Source organism: Paenibacillus sp. JMULE4, from assembly GCF_013337105.1.
GTDB classification, from domain to species: domain Bacteria; phylum Bacillota; class Bacilli; order Paenibacillales; family NBRC-103111; genus Paenibacillus_G; species Paenibacillus_G naphthalenovorans.
This window is the reverse complement of sequence record NZ_SGWF01000007.1, coordinates 1-13,848: the sequence shown is the minus strand read 5'-3', so window position 1 is coordinate 13,848 and position 13,848 is coordinate 1. Positions and strand designations below refer to the sequence as shown.

At 47.3% G+C, this 13,848-nt stretch carries 17 protein-coding genes and 2 pseudogenes; 3 read left to right on the top strand and 16 right to left on the bottom strand.

Going from position 1 to position 13,848, the window contains the following annotated elements:
* Positions 1-115: 115 nt before the first annotated feature.
* The 10 genes and pseudogenes from EXW96_RS02105 to EXW96_RS02070 form a co-directional block, all read right to left on the bottom strand.
* Positions 116-925: an ABC transporter ATP-binding protein gene (locus tag EXW96_RS02105; protein WP_174349742.1), complete on the bottom strand. Its 810-nt coding sequence runs from the start codon at positions 923-925 to the stop codon at positions 116-118.
* Positions 926-1,286: 361 nt separating this feature from the next.
* Positions 1,287-2,189: an alkaline phosphatase family protein gene (locus tag EXW96_RS28205; RefSeq protein ID WP_309224989.1), complete on the bottom strand. Its 903-nt coding sequence runs from the start codon at positions 2,187-2,189 to the stop codon at positions 1,287-1,289.
* A gap of 83 nt (positions 2,190-2,272) precedes the next feature.
* Complete coding sequence (locus tag EXW96_RS28200; RefSeq protein ID WP_309224988.1) at positions 2,273-2,794, bottom strand: alkaline phosphatase family protein; 522 nt, start codon at positions 2,792-2,794, stop codon at positions 2,273-2,275.
* Positions 2,795-3,117: 323 nt separating this feature from the next.
* Positions 3,118-3,492 (bottom strand): sodium:solute symporter family transporter, encoded by a 375-nt coding sequence (locus EXW96_RS02095; RefSeq protein WP_174349734.1) that lies wholly within the window; start codon positions 3,490-3,492, stop codon positions 3,118-3,120.
* Positions 3,489-3,824, bottom strand: a complete 336-nt coding sequence (locus tag EXW96_RS27145) for a hypothetical protein (RefSeq protein WP_254611178.1) — start codon at positions 3,822-3,824, stop codon at positions 3,489-3,491. Before EXW96_RS27145 ends, EXW96_RS02095 begins: the two co-directional genes overlap by 4 nt.
* Positions 3,803-4,588, bottom strand: a complete 786-nt coding sequence (locus EXW96_RS02085; RefSeq protein WP_174349740.1) for a sodium:solute symporter family transporter — start codon at positions 4,586-4,588, stop codon at positions 3,803-3,805. The genes EXW96_RS27145 and EXW96_RS02085 overlap by 22 nt, the downstream gene beginning before the upstream one ends.
* A gap of 306 nt (positions 4,589-4,894) precedes the next feature.
* Positions 4,895-5,701, bottom strand: coding sequence for a sensor histidine kinase (locus tag EXW96_RS27140; protein WP_309224986.1), 807 nt, complete (start codon positions 5,699-5,701; stop codon positions 4,895-4,897).
* 75 nt (positions 5,702-5,776) lie between these two features.
* A pseudogene (locus tag EXW96_RS28420) lies at positions 5,777-5,932 on the bottom strand (HAMP domain-containing protein); the annotation flags it as partial.
* Positions 5,923-6,552, bottom strand: coding sequence for a PDC sensor domain-containing protein (locus tag EXW96_RS02075; RefSeq protein ID WP_174349738.1), 630 nt, complete (start codon positions 6,550-6,552; stop codon positions 5,923-5,925). The pseudogene EXW96_RS28420 and the gene EXW96_RS02075, both read right to left, overlap by 10 nt.
* On the bottom strand, positions 6,539-7,240 hold the full coding sequence (locus tag EXW96_RS02070; protein WP_054817833.1) for a response regulator transcription factor: 702 nt from the start codon (positions 7,238-7,240) through the stop codon (positions 6,539-6,541). The genes EXW96_RS02075 and EXW96_RS02070 overlap by 14 nt, the downstream gene beginning before the upstream one ends.
* A 306-nt stretch (positions 7,241-7,546) precedes the next feature.
* Here EXW96_RS02070 and EXW96_RS02065 point away from each other — a divergent pair, with 306 nt between their 5' ends.
* The 3 genes from EXW96_RS02065 (at position 7,547) to EXW96_RS26890 (ending at position 10,206) form a co-directional block, all read left to right on the top strand.
* The gene (locus tag EXW96_RS02065) at positions 7,547-7,906 is read left to right on the top strand and encodes a N,N-dimethylformamidase alpha subunit family protein (RefSeq protein ID WP_062408794.1); all 360 of its coding nucleotides are present in this window, start codon (positions 7,547-7,549) and stop codon (positions 7,904-7,906) included.
* A gap of 249 nt (positions 7,907-8,155) precedes the next feature.
* A complete protein-coding gene (locus EXW96_RS26895) occupies positions 8,156-8,839 on the top strand; it encodes a LamG domain-containing protein (RefSeq protein ID WP_217437225.1) in 684 nt (227 codons plus the stop codon).
* Positions 8,779-10,206 carry a N,N-dimethylformamidase beta subunit family domain-containing protein gene (locus EXW96_RS26890; protein WP_217437224.1) on the top strand — a complete coding sequence of 476 codons (1,428 nt, stop codon included), beginning with the start codon at positions 8,779-8,781 and terminating at the stop codon, positions 10,204-10,206. The genes EXW96_RS26895 and EXW96_RS26890 overlap by 61 nt, the downstream gene beginning before the upstream one ends.
* Before the next feature lie 23 nt (positions 10,207-10,229).
* On the opposite strand, the gene EXW96_RS02055 is transcribed toward EXW96_RS26890, so the two are convergent.
* From EXW96_RS02055 to EXW96_RS28740, 6 genes and pseudogenes are all read right to left on the bottom strand, one after another.
* Entirely contained in the window at positions 10,230-11,003 is a 774-nt protein-coding gene (locus tag EXW96_RS02055) for a cysteine hydrolase family protein (RefSeq protein WP_174349737.1), read from the bottom strand.
* 102 nt (positions 11,004-11,105) lie between these two features.
* Positions 11,106-11,891 (bottom strand): alpha/beta fold hydrolase, encoded by a 786-nt coding sequence (locus EXW96_RS02050; protein ID WP_217437223.1) that lies wholly within the window; start codon positions 11,889-11,891, stop codon positions 11,106-11,108.
* 114 nt (positions 11,892-12,005) lie between these two features.
* Positions 12,006-12,395: a hypothetical protein gene (locus EXW96_RS02045; RefSeq protein ID WP_174349736.1), complete on the bottom strand. Its 390-nt coding sequence runs from the start codon at positions 12,393-12,395 to the stop codon at positions 12,006-12,008.
* Between the two features lie 267 nt (positions 12,396-12,662).
* Positions 12,663-12,776 carry a helix-turn-helix domain-containing protein gene (locus EXW96_RS28415; RefSeq protein WP_375256431.1) on the bottom strand — a complete coding sequence of 38 codons (114 nt, stop codon included), beginning with the start codon at positions 12,774-12,776 and terminating at the stop codon, positions 12,663-12,665.
* Positions 12,772-13,002, bottom strand: coding sequence for an AAA-type ATPase lid domain-containing protein (locus EXW96_RS28745; RefSeq protein WP_483874528.1), 231 nt, complete (start codon positions 13,000-13,002; stop codon positions 12,772-12,774). Before EXW96_RS28745 ends, EXW96_RS28415 begins: the two co-directional genes overlap by 5 nt.
* 114 nt (positions 13,003-13,116) lie before the next feature.
* Positions 13,117-13,519, bottom strand: a pseudogene (locus EXW96_RS28740) (sigma 54-interacting transcriptional regulator); the annotation flags it as partial.
* Between the last annotated feature and the right edge of the window lie 329 nt (positions 13,520-13,848).

The window sequence follows — 13,848 nt, the reverse complement described above, 5'->3', positions numbered from 1 at the left end:
GGGGGACGGGAACCGGCACGTTTCTTGGCAGCCGGCTGTCCGGATTCTTTCAACATGCCTGCAACCATGTCTTTCATCCTATCGTTCTCCTTTCGTATGTTGCAACGTCATCTGTTTAATGCTTCAGAACGCCGGAAATCTGGCGCACATAGCTTGCGAATTCCGCCATCGTGCGAAAATCCTCATTGCGCGGGAACGAATAAGGAATATCGATCACATCCGCGATTTTCCCCGGCCGCGGTGTCATCACGATCACCCGTGTGGACAAGAACACCGCTTCAAACACGTTGTGCGTAATAAACAAAACGGTCATTTTTTGATCCTGCCGCCAAATGCTCAGCAGCTCGTCCTGAAGCGACTGGCGGGTGATTTCGTCGAGCGCGCCGAACGGTTCGTCCATCAACAGCAATTTGGGCCTGGAAATCAGCGCCCGCGCGATCGATACCCGCATTTTCATGCCGCCAGACAACTGGCGAGGCAGCACTTTCATGTAATCCTTCAATCCGACCAGTTCCAAAACCCGCTCGCCTTCTTCCTTGCACTGCTTTTTGGGAATTCCCCGAAGGGTTAGCGGCAGCGTGACATTATCAATCAATTTCGCCCATGGCAAAAGCGTATGTTCCTGAAAGACAAAAGCAATTTCATTCTGCTTGCGGGCTTCCTTGGGTGTGGTCTGAAGAACCGACAGCCTCCCGGAAGTAGGATTGGTCAATCCGGCGATCATGTTGAAAATCGTTGACTTGCCGCAGCCCGAAGGTCCGACGAAGCAAAGAAACTCTCCTTCAACTGCCTTAAGATTGGCATTTTGCACAGCGATCGTGCCGTTCGGATAAACTTTGCCGACATCTTCCAGATGAACTAGGAGCTCACTTTTTCCGGCTTCCCCCTTTGACGGAACGATTGATTTTGTCGTGACCAAAGCCATTCTTCCATCCCCTCCTCCATCAACTCGAATTAGATCATGCCGCCTGTCATGCTTCAAACTTTTTATGTTATATTTTATAACACATCCCAAAGAAGCGAACAATGAAAAACGGGATATGTTGTGTAACTTTACAATAAAACGGACTATATTCGTATTTTTTTACGATCTATTCCGATGTTATGTCTTGTTTAATTACATGAAGAAACCGGACGGCAGCAGCTTCTGTCGACGAAAATAGCCGCCCTTCCTTCCAGCAGGGGGGCGGCTATGGCCTTTCTTTCGGTAATGGAGACGAGCGGAAAGATGGGAAATGAAATAGCCCGATCCATCCGGTTTTCATGTCGCTATCGGCACTCGTTGTTCAAAGCGGTTGTGGAGGTTGAATGAGCAGGTCCAGCACAAATGCTTTTAAATCCACGATGCGCAAGTACTGCGGCTTTTGATCCGTTCCGCATATAATCAAGGGAATGAGCGATTCCGTTTGATGAAGAGAGCCATGGCCTCCGCCGCCCTTATGCTTCGGCGAGCTTCTGTCTGCCAATTCATAACCGGGTTTTGCGGTAACCACCAAAAATTCGCCGGGATGTGAGTTCAAAGCTCCGGATAATCGCTGCAATGCATCAGGGTATTGGCCATACGCCAATGTACCTTCCGAAGCATTGATCTTTACGTCCAGCACCTCGGCATCCTGCTCGACGGTCCATTTTTGCCGATATGGATCGGTCAGCCGCCCGTTCGCTTTAAATGCCAGCTCCTTGAACGAACCGCCCTGAACCGCACGAATCCATTCGTTTTCTTTCCATGCGATAAAATCAATACGCGGATCGGATTTTAATGCGTTGGCCATGTCTCTTAGTGACCGATCTGCTTTAAGCTTATAAACATAAGCCATGGTTTCATTGACAGCAAGGACGATGTCTGTTTCTTGCGATAGGTTTTCTCCAGGACGCAATACATGATCTCCCCGGAAAAAGGCAGGCAGGTCGATAACGGGATCACTTTGGGCAGGCAGGATTTGAGTGGCTCCACTGTCGCCAGCGATGACAAAAATCGCTTTTCGCAAGGCTTCTTCCGGTGTACCGAATGTTTGCAGCAATGTAAGAAGCTGCCCGTCGATTTCCTGAATTCCATTACGTTCCGATGGACCTTTCTTATGAATTTTTTGATCTAAATCCGGCAAGTAAACATATAAAAAATCGGGCAATTGATTGGCTTTAATCAAATATTTGGCTGTATCAATGGAATATGGATTGTTTAATCCCATTCGCCGGGTTATCCCGTCCGGGAGTTTTTTAATGCCTTCCAGTGGATTGGACAAAGAGCCTAAGGCTAAAAAATCCGGCCCTTTCACTTGAATTTCCTTTGGCAAAGAGGCTGGTACTTGAATCCAGAGGGAACGGACAACGTATGGTCGGTGGTTCCGCGATAAATTAAACCGTTAACGGAACCGGACTTGAGCCCATGTCTAGCCAAGTCCTCATAAAGGGTGGGCTGTTGCCGGTTTAAATGACTGCCATTCAAGTGAATTAGTGCATCGGCCAATACCGGATCTATGCCATGCTTGAATACCTCCATAGGCCCGGTACCGTAATTGATCACTTTCTTTTGATCAGACGAATACCAGGTAAGTCCCGGCACATGATGATCATCAGGATAAGTTCCGGTAAGAAGGGAACTATCGATCGTTACAGACATCGTGGGAAAAGAGCTCACCAGGTTTTGATAATATTGCCCATGCTCAATCAGGAATTGAAACGTAGGGAGTTCCTGTTGTTCAATCCCTTTATTTATCGCTTGTGACATTAAAGAATCGATCATCAAAAAGATGATTTTCTTCGCATGTTCTCCTCTGGCCGATTTGACTTGCATGAGATCCTTTTCTTTTGGAATGGAATCCTGCCGCTGGCATCCGAGCATCAGGCTAATGATCAGCAGCAGGAAACACCAGCTTATCTTTTATACATGACTAACCTTCACCAGCCTTGATCGTAGAATGCTCAAGCTGCTTCCTTCCAACCATCCTTGCACCTGCTTTCCAAACCCTATAACCAATATTCACTAAAATAACTTTAACCGTTTCATCCGTTTTTTATCCATCATTTAGAAAGATAAGCATAAAATAACCTCTATCCTAAGCAGCTCCTGCCTGCTTGGATAGAGGCTTTGCGCTATAGGCAATGCCGGCGGCTTCCTCAGCTCTTCGATCTTCTCGCGTTCCTTCGCGCAGTCTCTATATCGGACCACAATTGTTCCACATGCGGGGAAATCGGCTTGAGATAACCCGCGATGATCATAATCCCGAAAGCGAGAATAATGCCGTACATCCCGGCAGTCCAGCCCAGCTCGTCAATAAAATAAGGGTTAAAGATGATTAAATAGACGGATGTCGCCGTACCGATGATCATACAGGCAATGGCACCTTCTTTATTTGCCCTTTTCCAATAAAGGCCTAAAAAAACGACCGGAAAAAACATGATGATGCCTTGATAGGTCAGAATGGCTATAAACACCAGTCTACCAAAATCAACGGCGGCCATCGCCAAGGATAACAGGCAGATGATGATCACGAAATCCGGGTCACTTTCAGAGCCTTTTCGTTCGATATTTGAATATCGATCTGTTTGGCAATATCGTTGGAGATTGCGGTGGCCATGGCTTGAATGATCCCCGAAACGGTAGATATGCTGGTCGCCATAATGAGCACACTCATCAATGCCAGTGGAATAGGGCCCGCCATGCTGGCAATCCACATATAGGCTTCCTCCGGATGATTGCGGGGGTATTCCATGGAATGGATCATGATCCCCAAAAAGACCATAGACGTCCAGAAAATAAAGCCTAACATCGAGGCGATGACCGCCGACTGTTTAATGGCTCTCACATTTTTGGCTGCAAACATTTTATTATAGATCCAGGGCCACATGAATGCACCCAGTCCGCTGACAATGATGATCGAGGTCCAATAGGGGTGGGAGGAGACCATCCGGGCCCGGGGTAGGTTAACACATCGGGATAGTCCCGTGCAAGCATCTCCATCCCGCTGCGGATGCCGCCGAAAAATTTGTAAATCAACCATAAAGACAGCCCTGTTCCCGCCGCAAACATAAAGAGGCCCTGAACGGCATTGGCTCTAATCACAGATCGCATGCCACCCATGGAAACGTAGATCATCACGGTAAGCACACCGATCAGCATCCCCCAAAAAGGGCTTATTTGCCCCCCGGTAGCGTAGCTGAATATATATCCCTGCGTCACCCATTCCAAAAGCAGCCAAGGCCCGGTAAACAGGACCCCCAAAAACGACATCATGATCCGCAGCATCCCGCTCTGATAACGAAAGCCCATCAGCTCGGCTTGTGTGATTAAATTGTACTTTTTTCCCCAGATATACGTTTTCTCTGACACCAAATACATAATAAATATAGATATCGTTCCGTATATTGCGGTATAAATGCCTATAAATCCGAATCCTACGTTAAATTCGGCCCATGCTGTAAATACGGAGCCGACATACCACGATGAAAATACGGACAATCCAATGGCAAAAGGTCCAAAACTCCTGCTGCCTGTTGTATAGTCGCTGTAATCGTTAATCCCCTGATTTCCCCGATTTATCATAATCATGAGCAATAAAAAGATCAAAATAAAGGCTAGTCCCATCATTCCCTCTTTTATCATTCCTCGTTATTTTCTTTTGGCATACGCTCAATCTCAACATCCAGATCCCCGCTCCACGCATCGGCGATACACCAAATCAATAATAACAAACACATGCCGGAGATCAACATCAATTGCCAAAACATGGAGAATGGAATGTTAAACACCCAAGGCTGAATACGGTTGGACCAGTCGAACAGAACAGGAAAGCAGCTTAACGAGATAAGAACGAAGAAAGAGAAAGCTATTAAGCCCCTGCTGAATTATAGGACATCGTTACCTCCCCGTTTCTAAAGTATAACTCTCTTCTATCTATCCGGCGGACATGTCGCTTACGCCACTCATCATGGCACCCGTGTCAACAACGGGAAGCATAATATAGACGGTTGTGCCTTGGTTCACTTCACTCTCTATAAAAATATCCCCATGATGCGCTTCAATCATTTTTTTGGAAATGCTTAACCCGAGCCCGCTTCCCTGGATCTCTTTTTCAACCGACCGCGTTTCTCGATAGTAGGGGACGAACACCTTATCGATATTTTCTTTCTGGATTCCCATTCCGTTGTCTTGCATTTTGATGACGATATCTTTGTTGTTTAAATAAACGGTGATCTTGATATGGATTTTCGGTTGATTGGAGGCATATTTGATCGAGTTATTTAAAATATTGATAAAAACCCGGTAGATCTTCTTGGGATCCACAAACACTAAAGGCAAATGGTCTTCATAGTACGTATTCAGGGTAATATTGGCATGCTCCCCGTCAGAAAACACGGTCTTAAGTGCATGATCCATAATAAATTCAATATTTATCCATTCCTTTTGGAATGTCAGTTCTTCTGCGTCCAATGACGAGAGGTCAAACAACCCTTCAATCAATTGAATGATTTGATTCGTTTGGACGAGAAGTTGATCGATCAGTTCTTTTTTCTGCTCCTGGGGCAAAGCGTATTTGTTCAGAATCTCCAGGAACCCTTTCATCGAAGTCAATGGGGTTTTTAAATCATGGGATACCTGAACGATTAACTCGGAACGTGATTTTTCCGATCTTTTTAGCTTTGAATAGGTTTGCTGAAGCAAGTCGTTGGCTTCCTGCAAATCTCTGGTTCGTTTTTGCACGTTTTCTTCCAATTGATTGGATCGGTTGTGCAGTTCCGTTATCAATTTTTGAATGGTGCTGTCCATGTAGTTAAAGGTATGAATGAGCTCTCCTATCTCGTCTGATCTTTTCGTATGCAGAGGATCGATTTCAAATCCTTTGGCTCTTTGGATTAAAGCGGATGTTAATTGTCTGATCGGGGTGGTAAAAAACTCGGAAAAAAAATAGGAAAAAAATAAGATTAACAACATTCCGATAAATAAAAAAAGCTCATACGTTGGACAAGCTTATATACTTGAGTATCGGCATAATCTTCGGCATGACCGGCGGCGATGCTCATTAAACGGGATTCAGGGATGAGATAAGCGATAAACCACCCCGCTTTGTCCAGGCTCATATACAGCAGGTGAACCTTCTCGCCAGGCGCATTGACCGTGACATGTCCGCTTTTATGATCGAGTATGGTTGAATGATGTGCCTCAAGAAGGTCAATGTGCACCTCCGGCTCCAAGTCGTTGCGGGCCTTGGCGATCACCGCCCCGTTCGTATCCAGGATATATGCCATGGGCTTATATCCGTAAACCGCAATATCCAAAAGCTCTTCGGCCAGAAGCTCACGCGATGCCTTATCCGTCTTCCCGCCCCATTGTTCATTCAAACGCCGCGTTCTTTCTTCCAGGGAAACGGACGCTTGAAGAATATTATTGGATGAGGTTTCATGAATCATCTTTTTTGTAAGCGCTTTAACCTCAATCAAGAAATAGATGCTGAACAGCACATACGGGATTAAGGATAACAGAGCCGTATACATGAGAATTTTGACAAAAAGGGATCTTCTGATCCATCTTTTGATCCAATTAGTAACGAACAAATTTATACCCCGCTCCTCTTACGGTAACGATATACCTTGGATTCAGGGGATCTTCCTCCACTTTTTTTCGCAAACTGGAAATATGAACGACCACCGTTCTGTGATCACTCAGCGTATCGTTTCCCCAGATTTTATTTAAAAGCTCCTCCATCGTAAACACGCGATTACGGTTTCTGTACAGAAACGTCAGCAAATCGAATTCCTTCATGGTCATATGTATTTTTTTCCCGTCCCGATAAACTTCCCGGGCTTGCGTATCAATCAGTAGATTATCGATGTGAATCCGGAAGTCCTGTTCGAGCGCTTGCTGTCTTTCTTTTTGCAAGATCCGGTTTCTGCGCAAATGCGCCCTCAGCCTGGCTAATAGAACATTGATGTTAAACGGCTTTTCGATATAATCATCCGCTCCCATACTGAGACCCAGGATTTTGTCATTGTCCTCACTCTTGCAGCTCATAAACAAGATGGGACTGGTTGTCAGCATGCGAATTTGTTTGCACACCTCGATGCCGTCCATATCCGGGAGCATGATATCCAGAAGAATAAGAGAGGGATTATTGCTCTTTACTTTTTCAATCGTTTCTATGCCTGAAGAGGTCATGGAATATGAAAGTCCTTCATGATCCAAGCAAATCGAAAGAAGCTTTTGTATCTTCACATCGTCTTCCACGATCAGGATTTCTTCCATTCCCCCACCTCAATTTCCCTTATTTTATTATTTGTAATGATAATACAAAATTTAGAATATTTCAATTTTTCCGTTTTTCTGATGGACGCTTCGGAAGCCTGAATTCCTAAAATAAACTTTACCTTCATTTGATCCGGGTATGATGCGGATTTGATTGCCGGTTTATCTTTGGCTTATATAATGGACTTGCACCGGAGTATGAGCTGGATATCCGCAATGAAATGTGACGGAGGTGACGGTACATTTTTGTTCTATTCTTTATTCGCTGACAACGATCTTAAAACAAATGATGGAGGGATCGGCCATATGTCCAAGAAAGCCAGAGATAAAGAGGTCTATTTGGATATCGATTTGAGGAATTTTGAAACGAGAATCAAACCGCTGATTACCAAGGAACTGATAGAGGAGCACCGGTTGAATCCGATCGGAAAGCATAGCGAGCAATTGGATGTGGTATTGAATTTTTTCAGAAGACATCATGAACAATTGGAAGGCAAATATGTCATCGTGTGCACTAAGCCCCATGAAGAATGGTGTATCGGCGAGCATCCCGCCGTCCGCGGGGAACGCCCGCAACTGTTCGAGGATGAAAAGTTTGATTCCAGGGAAGCTGCGGAACATGGGCTTTTTCTGAAAAGACTCCGGCACTTTGGTGTAGTCATTTAAATCTGAAACCAAGGGGAGATGACTAGTGGCGATCAATGGATATACAGATAAGCTCAGCGTAGAACCGGGAAGCACCATTCAATTTATGGTGAACTGTGAAGGGCATGAAACCTACCAGGCCTCATCGTTCAATTAATTCATGGGGACACGAATCCTCAAGGACCCGGACTGAAGACGAAACCCGTCAACACCGGCATAAATCAGGAATATAAAGGAAGGGAACAGAAAATTTACAGCGGATCCTATATTATGGTTCCGGATCAACCCTTATTCAGAAAACTTCAGAGCTTCTCCCTGCAAGCTATGATTTGGCCGACTACACCGGATAAAGGTGTTCAAGGACTGCTCACGAAATGGTCGGAAGCCGGAAAAGCCGGTTATGGTTTGTTTATTGACGAGAATGGCTGTCTGGCTTTATGGATAGGCGACGGGAAAGGCAAGGTCTACAAGATCAGCACAGAGAAAAAGCTGGAAGAAAAAATCTGGTTTTTTGCAGGCGCTTCTTATGACGCATCGAGCGGGGCGGTTGAAGTATTCCAAAAGCCTCTCATCGGCAGAACCAACGGAAGATATGCTCTTCCTTACTCCTTGGAAAGAATGGCCGCACATGTAAAGACGACCGTAAACGCAAAGCCTGATACGGATCATGATACTCCTTTCCTTATGGCCGGTTATTTACAGCACGCGAGCGCAGGCAAGCACATCGCGGGCGGTTTATATAACGGTAAAATCGACAGGCCTCGCATGGCAGACCGCGCCCTTACCCTGCAGGAGATGGAGCAGTGTATTGAAGAGCCTTTTGAGGATTTGCTGGCCGTATGGGATTTTGCGAAAAATATCGGTCCGAACGGTATTGAAACGCCCAGCAGGATATGGGATCTTCCAGGAACGAGCTGCACGGAGAGGCCGTTAACCTTCCCGCCCGGGCGATGACCGGTTACAATTGGACATCGCATGAACAAAATTTCATCCATGCGCCCGAGCAGTACGGAGCCATTCATTTTCATGACGACGATCTTTCCGATGCCCGATGGGAAGCGGATTTTGAATGGACCGTCCCGGACGGTCTGAAAAGCGGTGTGTATGCGGCCCATGTCAAAGCAGGAGAGGATGAAGACTACATCACCTTTTTTGTAAGGCCTGCCAAAGGAGCAACCGCCAATAAAATCGCTTTGTTGATTCCAACGGCGAGTTATTTGGCTTATGCAAACACAAGATTTCAGGACATTCCTCTCGCTCAATTGATGTTTGGACGCGCCCCTGTGATTCAGCAAGAAGACTTGTACCTGATGGAACATAAAGAATTTGGTCTTTCCACGTACGATGTGCATTCCGACGGCAGCGGAGTATGTTATTCCTCTTCCCTTCGCCCTGTCCTCAATATGAGGCCGAAGTACAGACATAACCTTTCTCCGTCCTTGTGGCAGTTTAATGCGGACCTCCATTTGGTGGACTGGATGACCGAAAAGGGTTACTCCTTTGATGTGATTACCGATCATGACCTTCATGCCGAGGGCGTGGAGCTGTTAAATCCGTACAATGTAGTCCTTACGGGATCCCACCCCGAATATTATTCCGGCAGCATGCTGGATGCGATCGAAGATTACCAGCAGCTTGGCGGAAGACTGATGTATATGGGTGCCAACGGCTTCTATTGGATCATCCAGTTCAACCCGGAGAATCCGAATATGATTGAAGTCCGCAAGCAATTCGGCTCCAACGCCTGGAAGGCACAGCCTGGCGAATTGCATCTCAGCTTCAGCGGCGAACAGGGTGGACTTTGGAGAAACAGAGGAAGGGCTCCGCAAAAAATTGCCGGCACCGGATTCATAGCCGAAGGCTTCGACGTCTCTTCCTATTACCGCCGGAATCCGGACAGCTTCGATCCCAGAGTCTCCTGGATTTTCGAGGGAATCGGGGACGACGAGCTCATCGGCAACTTCGGATTAGTCGGCGGCGGGGCGGCAGGGCTTGAACTCGACATCTACGATCTTGAGCTTGGAACCCCGCCGGAAACGCTGATTCTTGCTTCTTCGGAAGGACATACGGATGTGTACATGCAGGTTGTAGAGGAGCTGTTTTTTAACGTCCCCGGGATGGGCGGCTATGAGAATCCCAGGGTCAGAGCCGATATGGTTTATTACCCCACTCCCAATGGGGGAGCTGTTTTTTCGGTTAGCTCCATTGCTTACTGCGGAAGCCTGTCCCACAACCGGTACGATAACAATATTTCACGGCTCACGGAAAACGTACTCAATAAATTTATGTCGGACGAACCTCTGCCGTGGCAATTGCCATAATTCTGCAGACGTCGTTCCCGTTGTTAATCCAGAATAGCCTTCGACGTTAGGAAGCGCAGACCATACCGGTCTGCAAGTTCATCAAAGGCGGCGCTTGTCGCCTCTTCAAAACCGGCAATCGGGCTCATGCAGTCCGTAAGGATGCTGAACCGGGGCTTGACGGTCTCTTGTTCGAACAAAACCATGACCTGCTTGACCGAAGTCAGCACACAGTGTGATGCCGCTTCGCCGGCGAAAATGACTTCATCATACTTCCTGAATTCATTGATCATCCGATCATCGTAACGGTTCATCGGGTTATACTCCGGATGAACGATGCCGTACATATCGCTAATCGGATCAAGCCCTTTTTCAATTACCAAAGGATTGAGCCCTTTCCTGCGGGAATGCCGGATGATCGCGTGGTAAATATTTGGCTCTACGGCTGCTCCCGGCGTTCCTTGAAGGCAGTGATCCGCCCAAATCATGATGGACCTCAGCTGACTCAGGCACTGCAAGCTTTCATCCGGATGAAAGCGCGGACTCCACCGGCCGGCCATAACATCGTCATAAGTAATCGTCGTGTAGGGCTTTGGGGATTGCCCGTCTTGATCAGCCCACCATACGGAAAAGAAAATCGATATCGGCTGGTGGGTATCCAGCGAATAGCCTATGCGTGCAATGGCGCGTTCATTCGCAGTAATGAACGCCTCCAGCCGCGCCATATCTTTTTTGGCTCCTGCGACGGGCAGCGCCCCGTCATCCATAAAATCATTCTGCGGGTCAATCACAAACAGCATGATGTTATCCGATTTCATTATGAACCACCCCTATTCATGATTTGGCAGCGCTTGTCCTTTCTCTCCAGTATAACTCAAAAAGAGCCATCCGCGACAGCAGTCGTGAATGGCTCTGAATTTTTACGCTTTGGCTGTGCTGGCCGCGCGGATGAGCTCCAATGCTTGGGCAAGGTACTTTCGGAACACTTCGTGATTTTCACTCATCGGGAAGTGGCCGATGCCGGCCATTTCGATAAATTCGGCATTTTTGATTTGGCTTGCGGTTCGCCTTCCGTCTTCAGGCGTAGTGAGATAGTCGTATTCTCCCGTGAGCATGACAACCTTGACTTTGTCCCCCTGAATTTGATCCAGCTTGCCGCGAAGATCATGATCGACGGAGTAGAAATACAAATCCCCCTTAAACGCTTCCGAGCCCTGGGAGTAATAAAACCACGTTGCCCAGCGATCCTGATCCGGCGATTGCGGAGCCATAAGATCCCATACTCCGCTGGCGCATACTTGAGCTGCATTCGCATGCGGATGATGCCACCAGTCCAGATAAAAGCCCGGAGAGTAATCCGCCGCTTCAACCGGAATGACCGCAGCAAAACGGTCCGGATAGCGAAGAGCAAGCTGAAGAGCTACGTTTCCTCCAAACGACGAACCTATGAAAATCGGATTTTCCAGCTCGAGCGCATCGCACAGGGTAACGATAAATTTAGTATAAAAATCGGCAGACAGCTTATACTCTTCCTTCCACCATTCACGATTCAGCGGAGGATCGGATTTTCCATGCCTCGGCAGATCATAAGCGATAATGCGATAATTGTTCGTGAATTCTTCATCCTCGAGAAGCCCCCGCCATTGATGGTTGTGACAACCTGCCGTGTGCTGGCAGACAATGGGCTGTCCCGTTCCGTTCTCCAAATAAAATACTTTATATCATCCCCATCCACTTCAATCGTGACATAACGGCCCGTTACGGGTGAAAATGTAGCTTTAGGCATCGCTTGTTTCCTCCTTTTTATCGTTTATCCGTTTTTATACCGGTACACCTACAACCCGGAACAATTCCAACTGGGTGGTAAGGCAGCGAAGATTTTGCATTAATACAAGCAAGTCGCCCTCCAGTTTCATATCGCGCTGGAAGCTTGCCGCCCAAATGCCGTGATACATCGGCGGCGGGGTAGGCTGGGAAAACTTGCGCCACGTATCTGCGCTGGCACGAATGGCAAATTGATAATGCTCGAGAGGGCCCGGGTCCATGGTGACGTTTACAATTTTTCCCGCGTGCGTTTGAATCAGGACCTTCGTCGTCTCCATATCCAATAGATACGAGCAGGTAAAAAACTTCCCGTGGGCGTTCAGCTCTTCATTGCTGTCATTGATCTCTTTAAACTCCGTGGTCCATTGCTTTGCTGCAACTGTCATTTCCAATTGCCTCCTTCAGATCGTTTTGGAGTAGAGACTGGTGAATTTCCCTACTTGCCTTATAAATTAGCAAAAACCACGCCAATAGAGTTTATGCTTTATCATTGTTTTAACCTCAGTAAGCATCTGCCGTTTCACCCCTCATCATTTCATCGCAAGCCCGCCTACCCTGTTTCATGGCACATCCGGTGTCCGGACAACGAACACCGGGACTCCAGAAAAAAAGACAACTCAAGGAGTTGAGTTGTCCGAGAAGGAGGAGTCGATTCAACAGTTTATGCCATGCTTTTCCATTTTCCGATATAAAGCGCTTCGCGAGATATTCAGCGCTCTGGCCGCTTGAACCCGGTTTCCGTTGGCCGTTTTTAAGGCCCATTCAATCTGCTCCCGTTCGCCATGCGGATGGGGCTCTTGTTCCCATATCCAAATACTCTAGTACATGACGGGCTTCCAGCTGATCCTGTTCATGAAGATACGCTATTCTGTCCATTACATTTCGAAGCTCGCGTAAATTGCCTGGCCAGGTGTAGTGCCGAAAGAGCTCCATCGCTTCCGGCGTACAAATCATCTGATTGCGCTTTGCTTTGTCACAAGCTGCGGAAAGCATCTGATTCAGCAAATGCTCCAAATCTTCCGGCCGTTCCCGTAACGGAGGAATATGAACCGTAAACACATTGAGCCGGTATAACAGGTCTTCGCGGAACTCCCCTTTTTCCACCAGCAGCCGCAAATCCTTATGAGTGGCTGCAATAAAACGCACATCCACAGGAATAGGGGTTGTGCTTCCGACTCTTGTAATTTGCTTTCCTCCAGTGCACGGAGTAATACCGCCTGGAGCTCGAGAGGCATGTCGGCAATCTCATCCAAAAACAAGGTACCCCCGTTCGCCGCTTCTATTTTTCCAGGGTTCCCCTGCTGCCTGGCTCCGGTAAAGGCGCCTGCCGCATAACCGAAAAGCTCGGAGGCAATCACTCCTTCGGCAAAGAGGCGCAGTTTAAAGCAATAAAAGGTTTGCCGTTTCTGCTGCTTTCGCGATGTATCGCTCTGGACATGTAATCCTTGCCCGTGCCGCTTTCCCCACGGAGTAGTATCCCCGCATCGCTTTTGGCCGCTTTCGCCGCCATGTGAAGCGTTTTCAAAAACGTCGGATTTTTTGTTTCAAAAGCAGCATGAACTGCAGACGGTTCCTTTCCCTCAGGCTTTGCCGCCGACGGGGCCTTTTTTTTCTGCGCTTCCGTCTTGACCAACACAACCATGGCCAGGTTTTCGTTCTGCTTTGTCAATTTTTTCGATTCAAGCAGGTATCTTTGTCCCTCAAGGAAAATCTCGGCCGTTTCATCCGATTGAATGTTCAATTGGTTGATGATGGGATGCTCGTTGGTCTGTGCAGAAGGATGCAATCTTTGGTTCTCCTGCTGAAGCAGATGGATAAATTCAGATGCCCGTTTATTCT

Coding starts and splice junctions, on each gene's coding strand:
- EXW96_RS02105 (WP_174349742.1), bottom strand. CDS start 925: ATGGCTTTGGTCACGACAAAATCAATCGTTCCGTCAAAGGGGGAAGCC.
- EXW96_RS28205 (WP_309224989.1), bottom strand. CDS start 2,189: ATGGGATTAAACAATCCATATTCCATTGATACAGCCAAATATTTGATT.
- EXW96_RS28200 (WP_309224988.1), bottom strand. CDS start 2,794: ATGCAAGTCAAATCGGCCAGAGGAGAACATGCGAAGAAAATCATCTTT.
- EXW96_RS27145 (WP_254611178.1), bottom strand. CDS start 3,824: ATGTTTGCAGCCAAAAATGTGAGAGCCATTAAACAGTCGGCGGTCATC.
- EXW96_RS02085 (WP_174349740.1), bottom strand. CDS start 4,588: ATGATGGGACTAGCCTTTATTTTGATCTTTTTATTGCTCATGATTATG.
- EXW96_RS02070 (WP_054817833.1), bottom strand. CDS start 7,240: ATGGAAGAAATCCTGATCGTGGAAGACGATGTGAAGATACAAAAGCTT.
- EXW96_RS02065 (WP_062408794.1), top strand. CDS start 7,547: ATGTCCAAGAAAGCCAGAGATAAAGAGGTCTATTTGGATATCGATTTG.
- EXW96_RS26895 (WP_217437225.1), top strand. CDS start 8,156: ATGGTTCCGGATCAACCCTTATTCAGAAAACTTCAGAGCTTCTCCCTG.
- EXW96_RS26890 (WP_217437224.1), top strand. CDS start 8,779: ATGGGATCTTCCAGGAACGAGCTGCACGGAGAGGCCGTTAACCTTCCC.
- EXW96_RS02055 (WP_174349737.1), bottom strand. CDS start 11,003: ATGAAATCGGATAACATCATGCTGTTTGTGATTGACCCGCAGAATGAT.
- EXW96_RS02045 (WP_174349736.1), bottom strand. CDS start 12,395: ATGACAGTTGCAGCAAAGCAATGGACCACGGAGTTTAAAGAGATCAAT.
- EXW96_RS28745 (WP_483874528.1), bottom strand. CDS start 13,002: ATGCTTTCCGCAGCTTGTGACAAAGCAAAGCGCAATCAGATGATTTGT.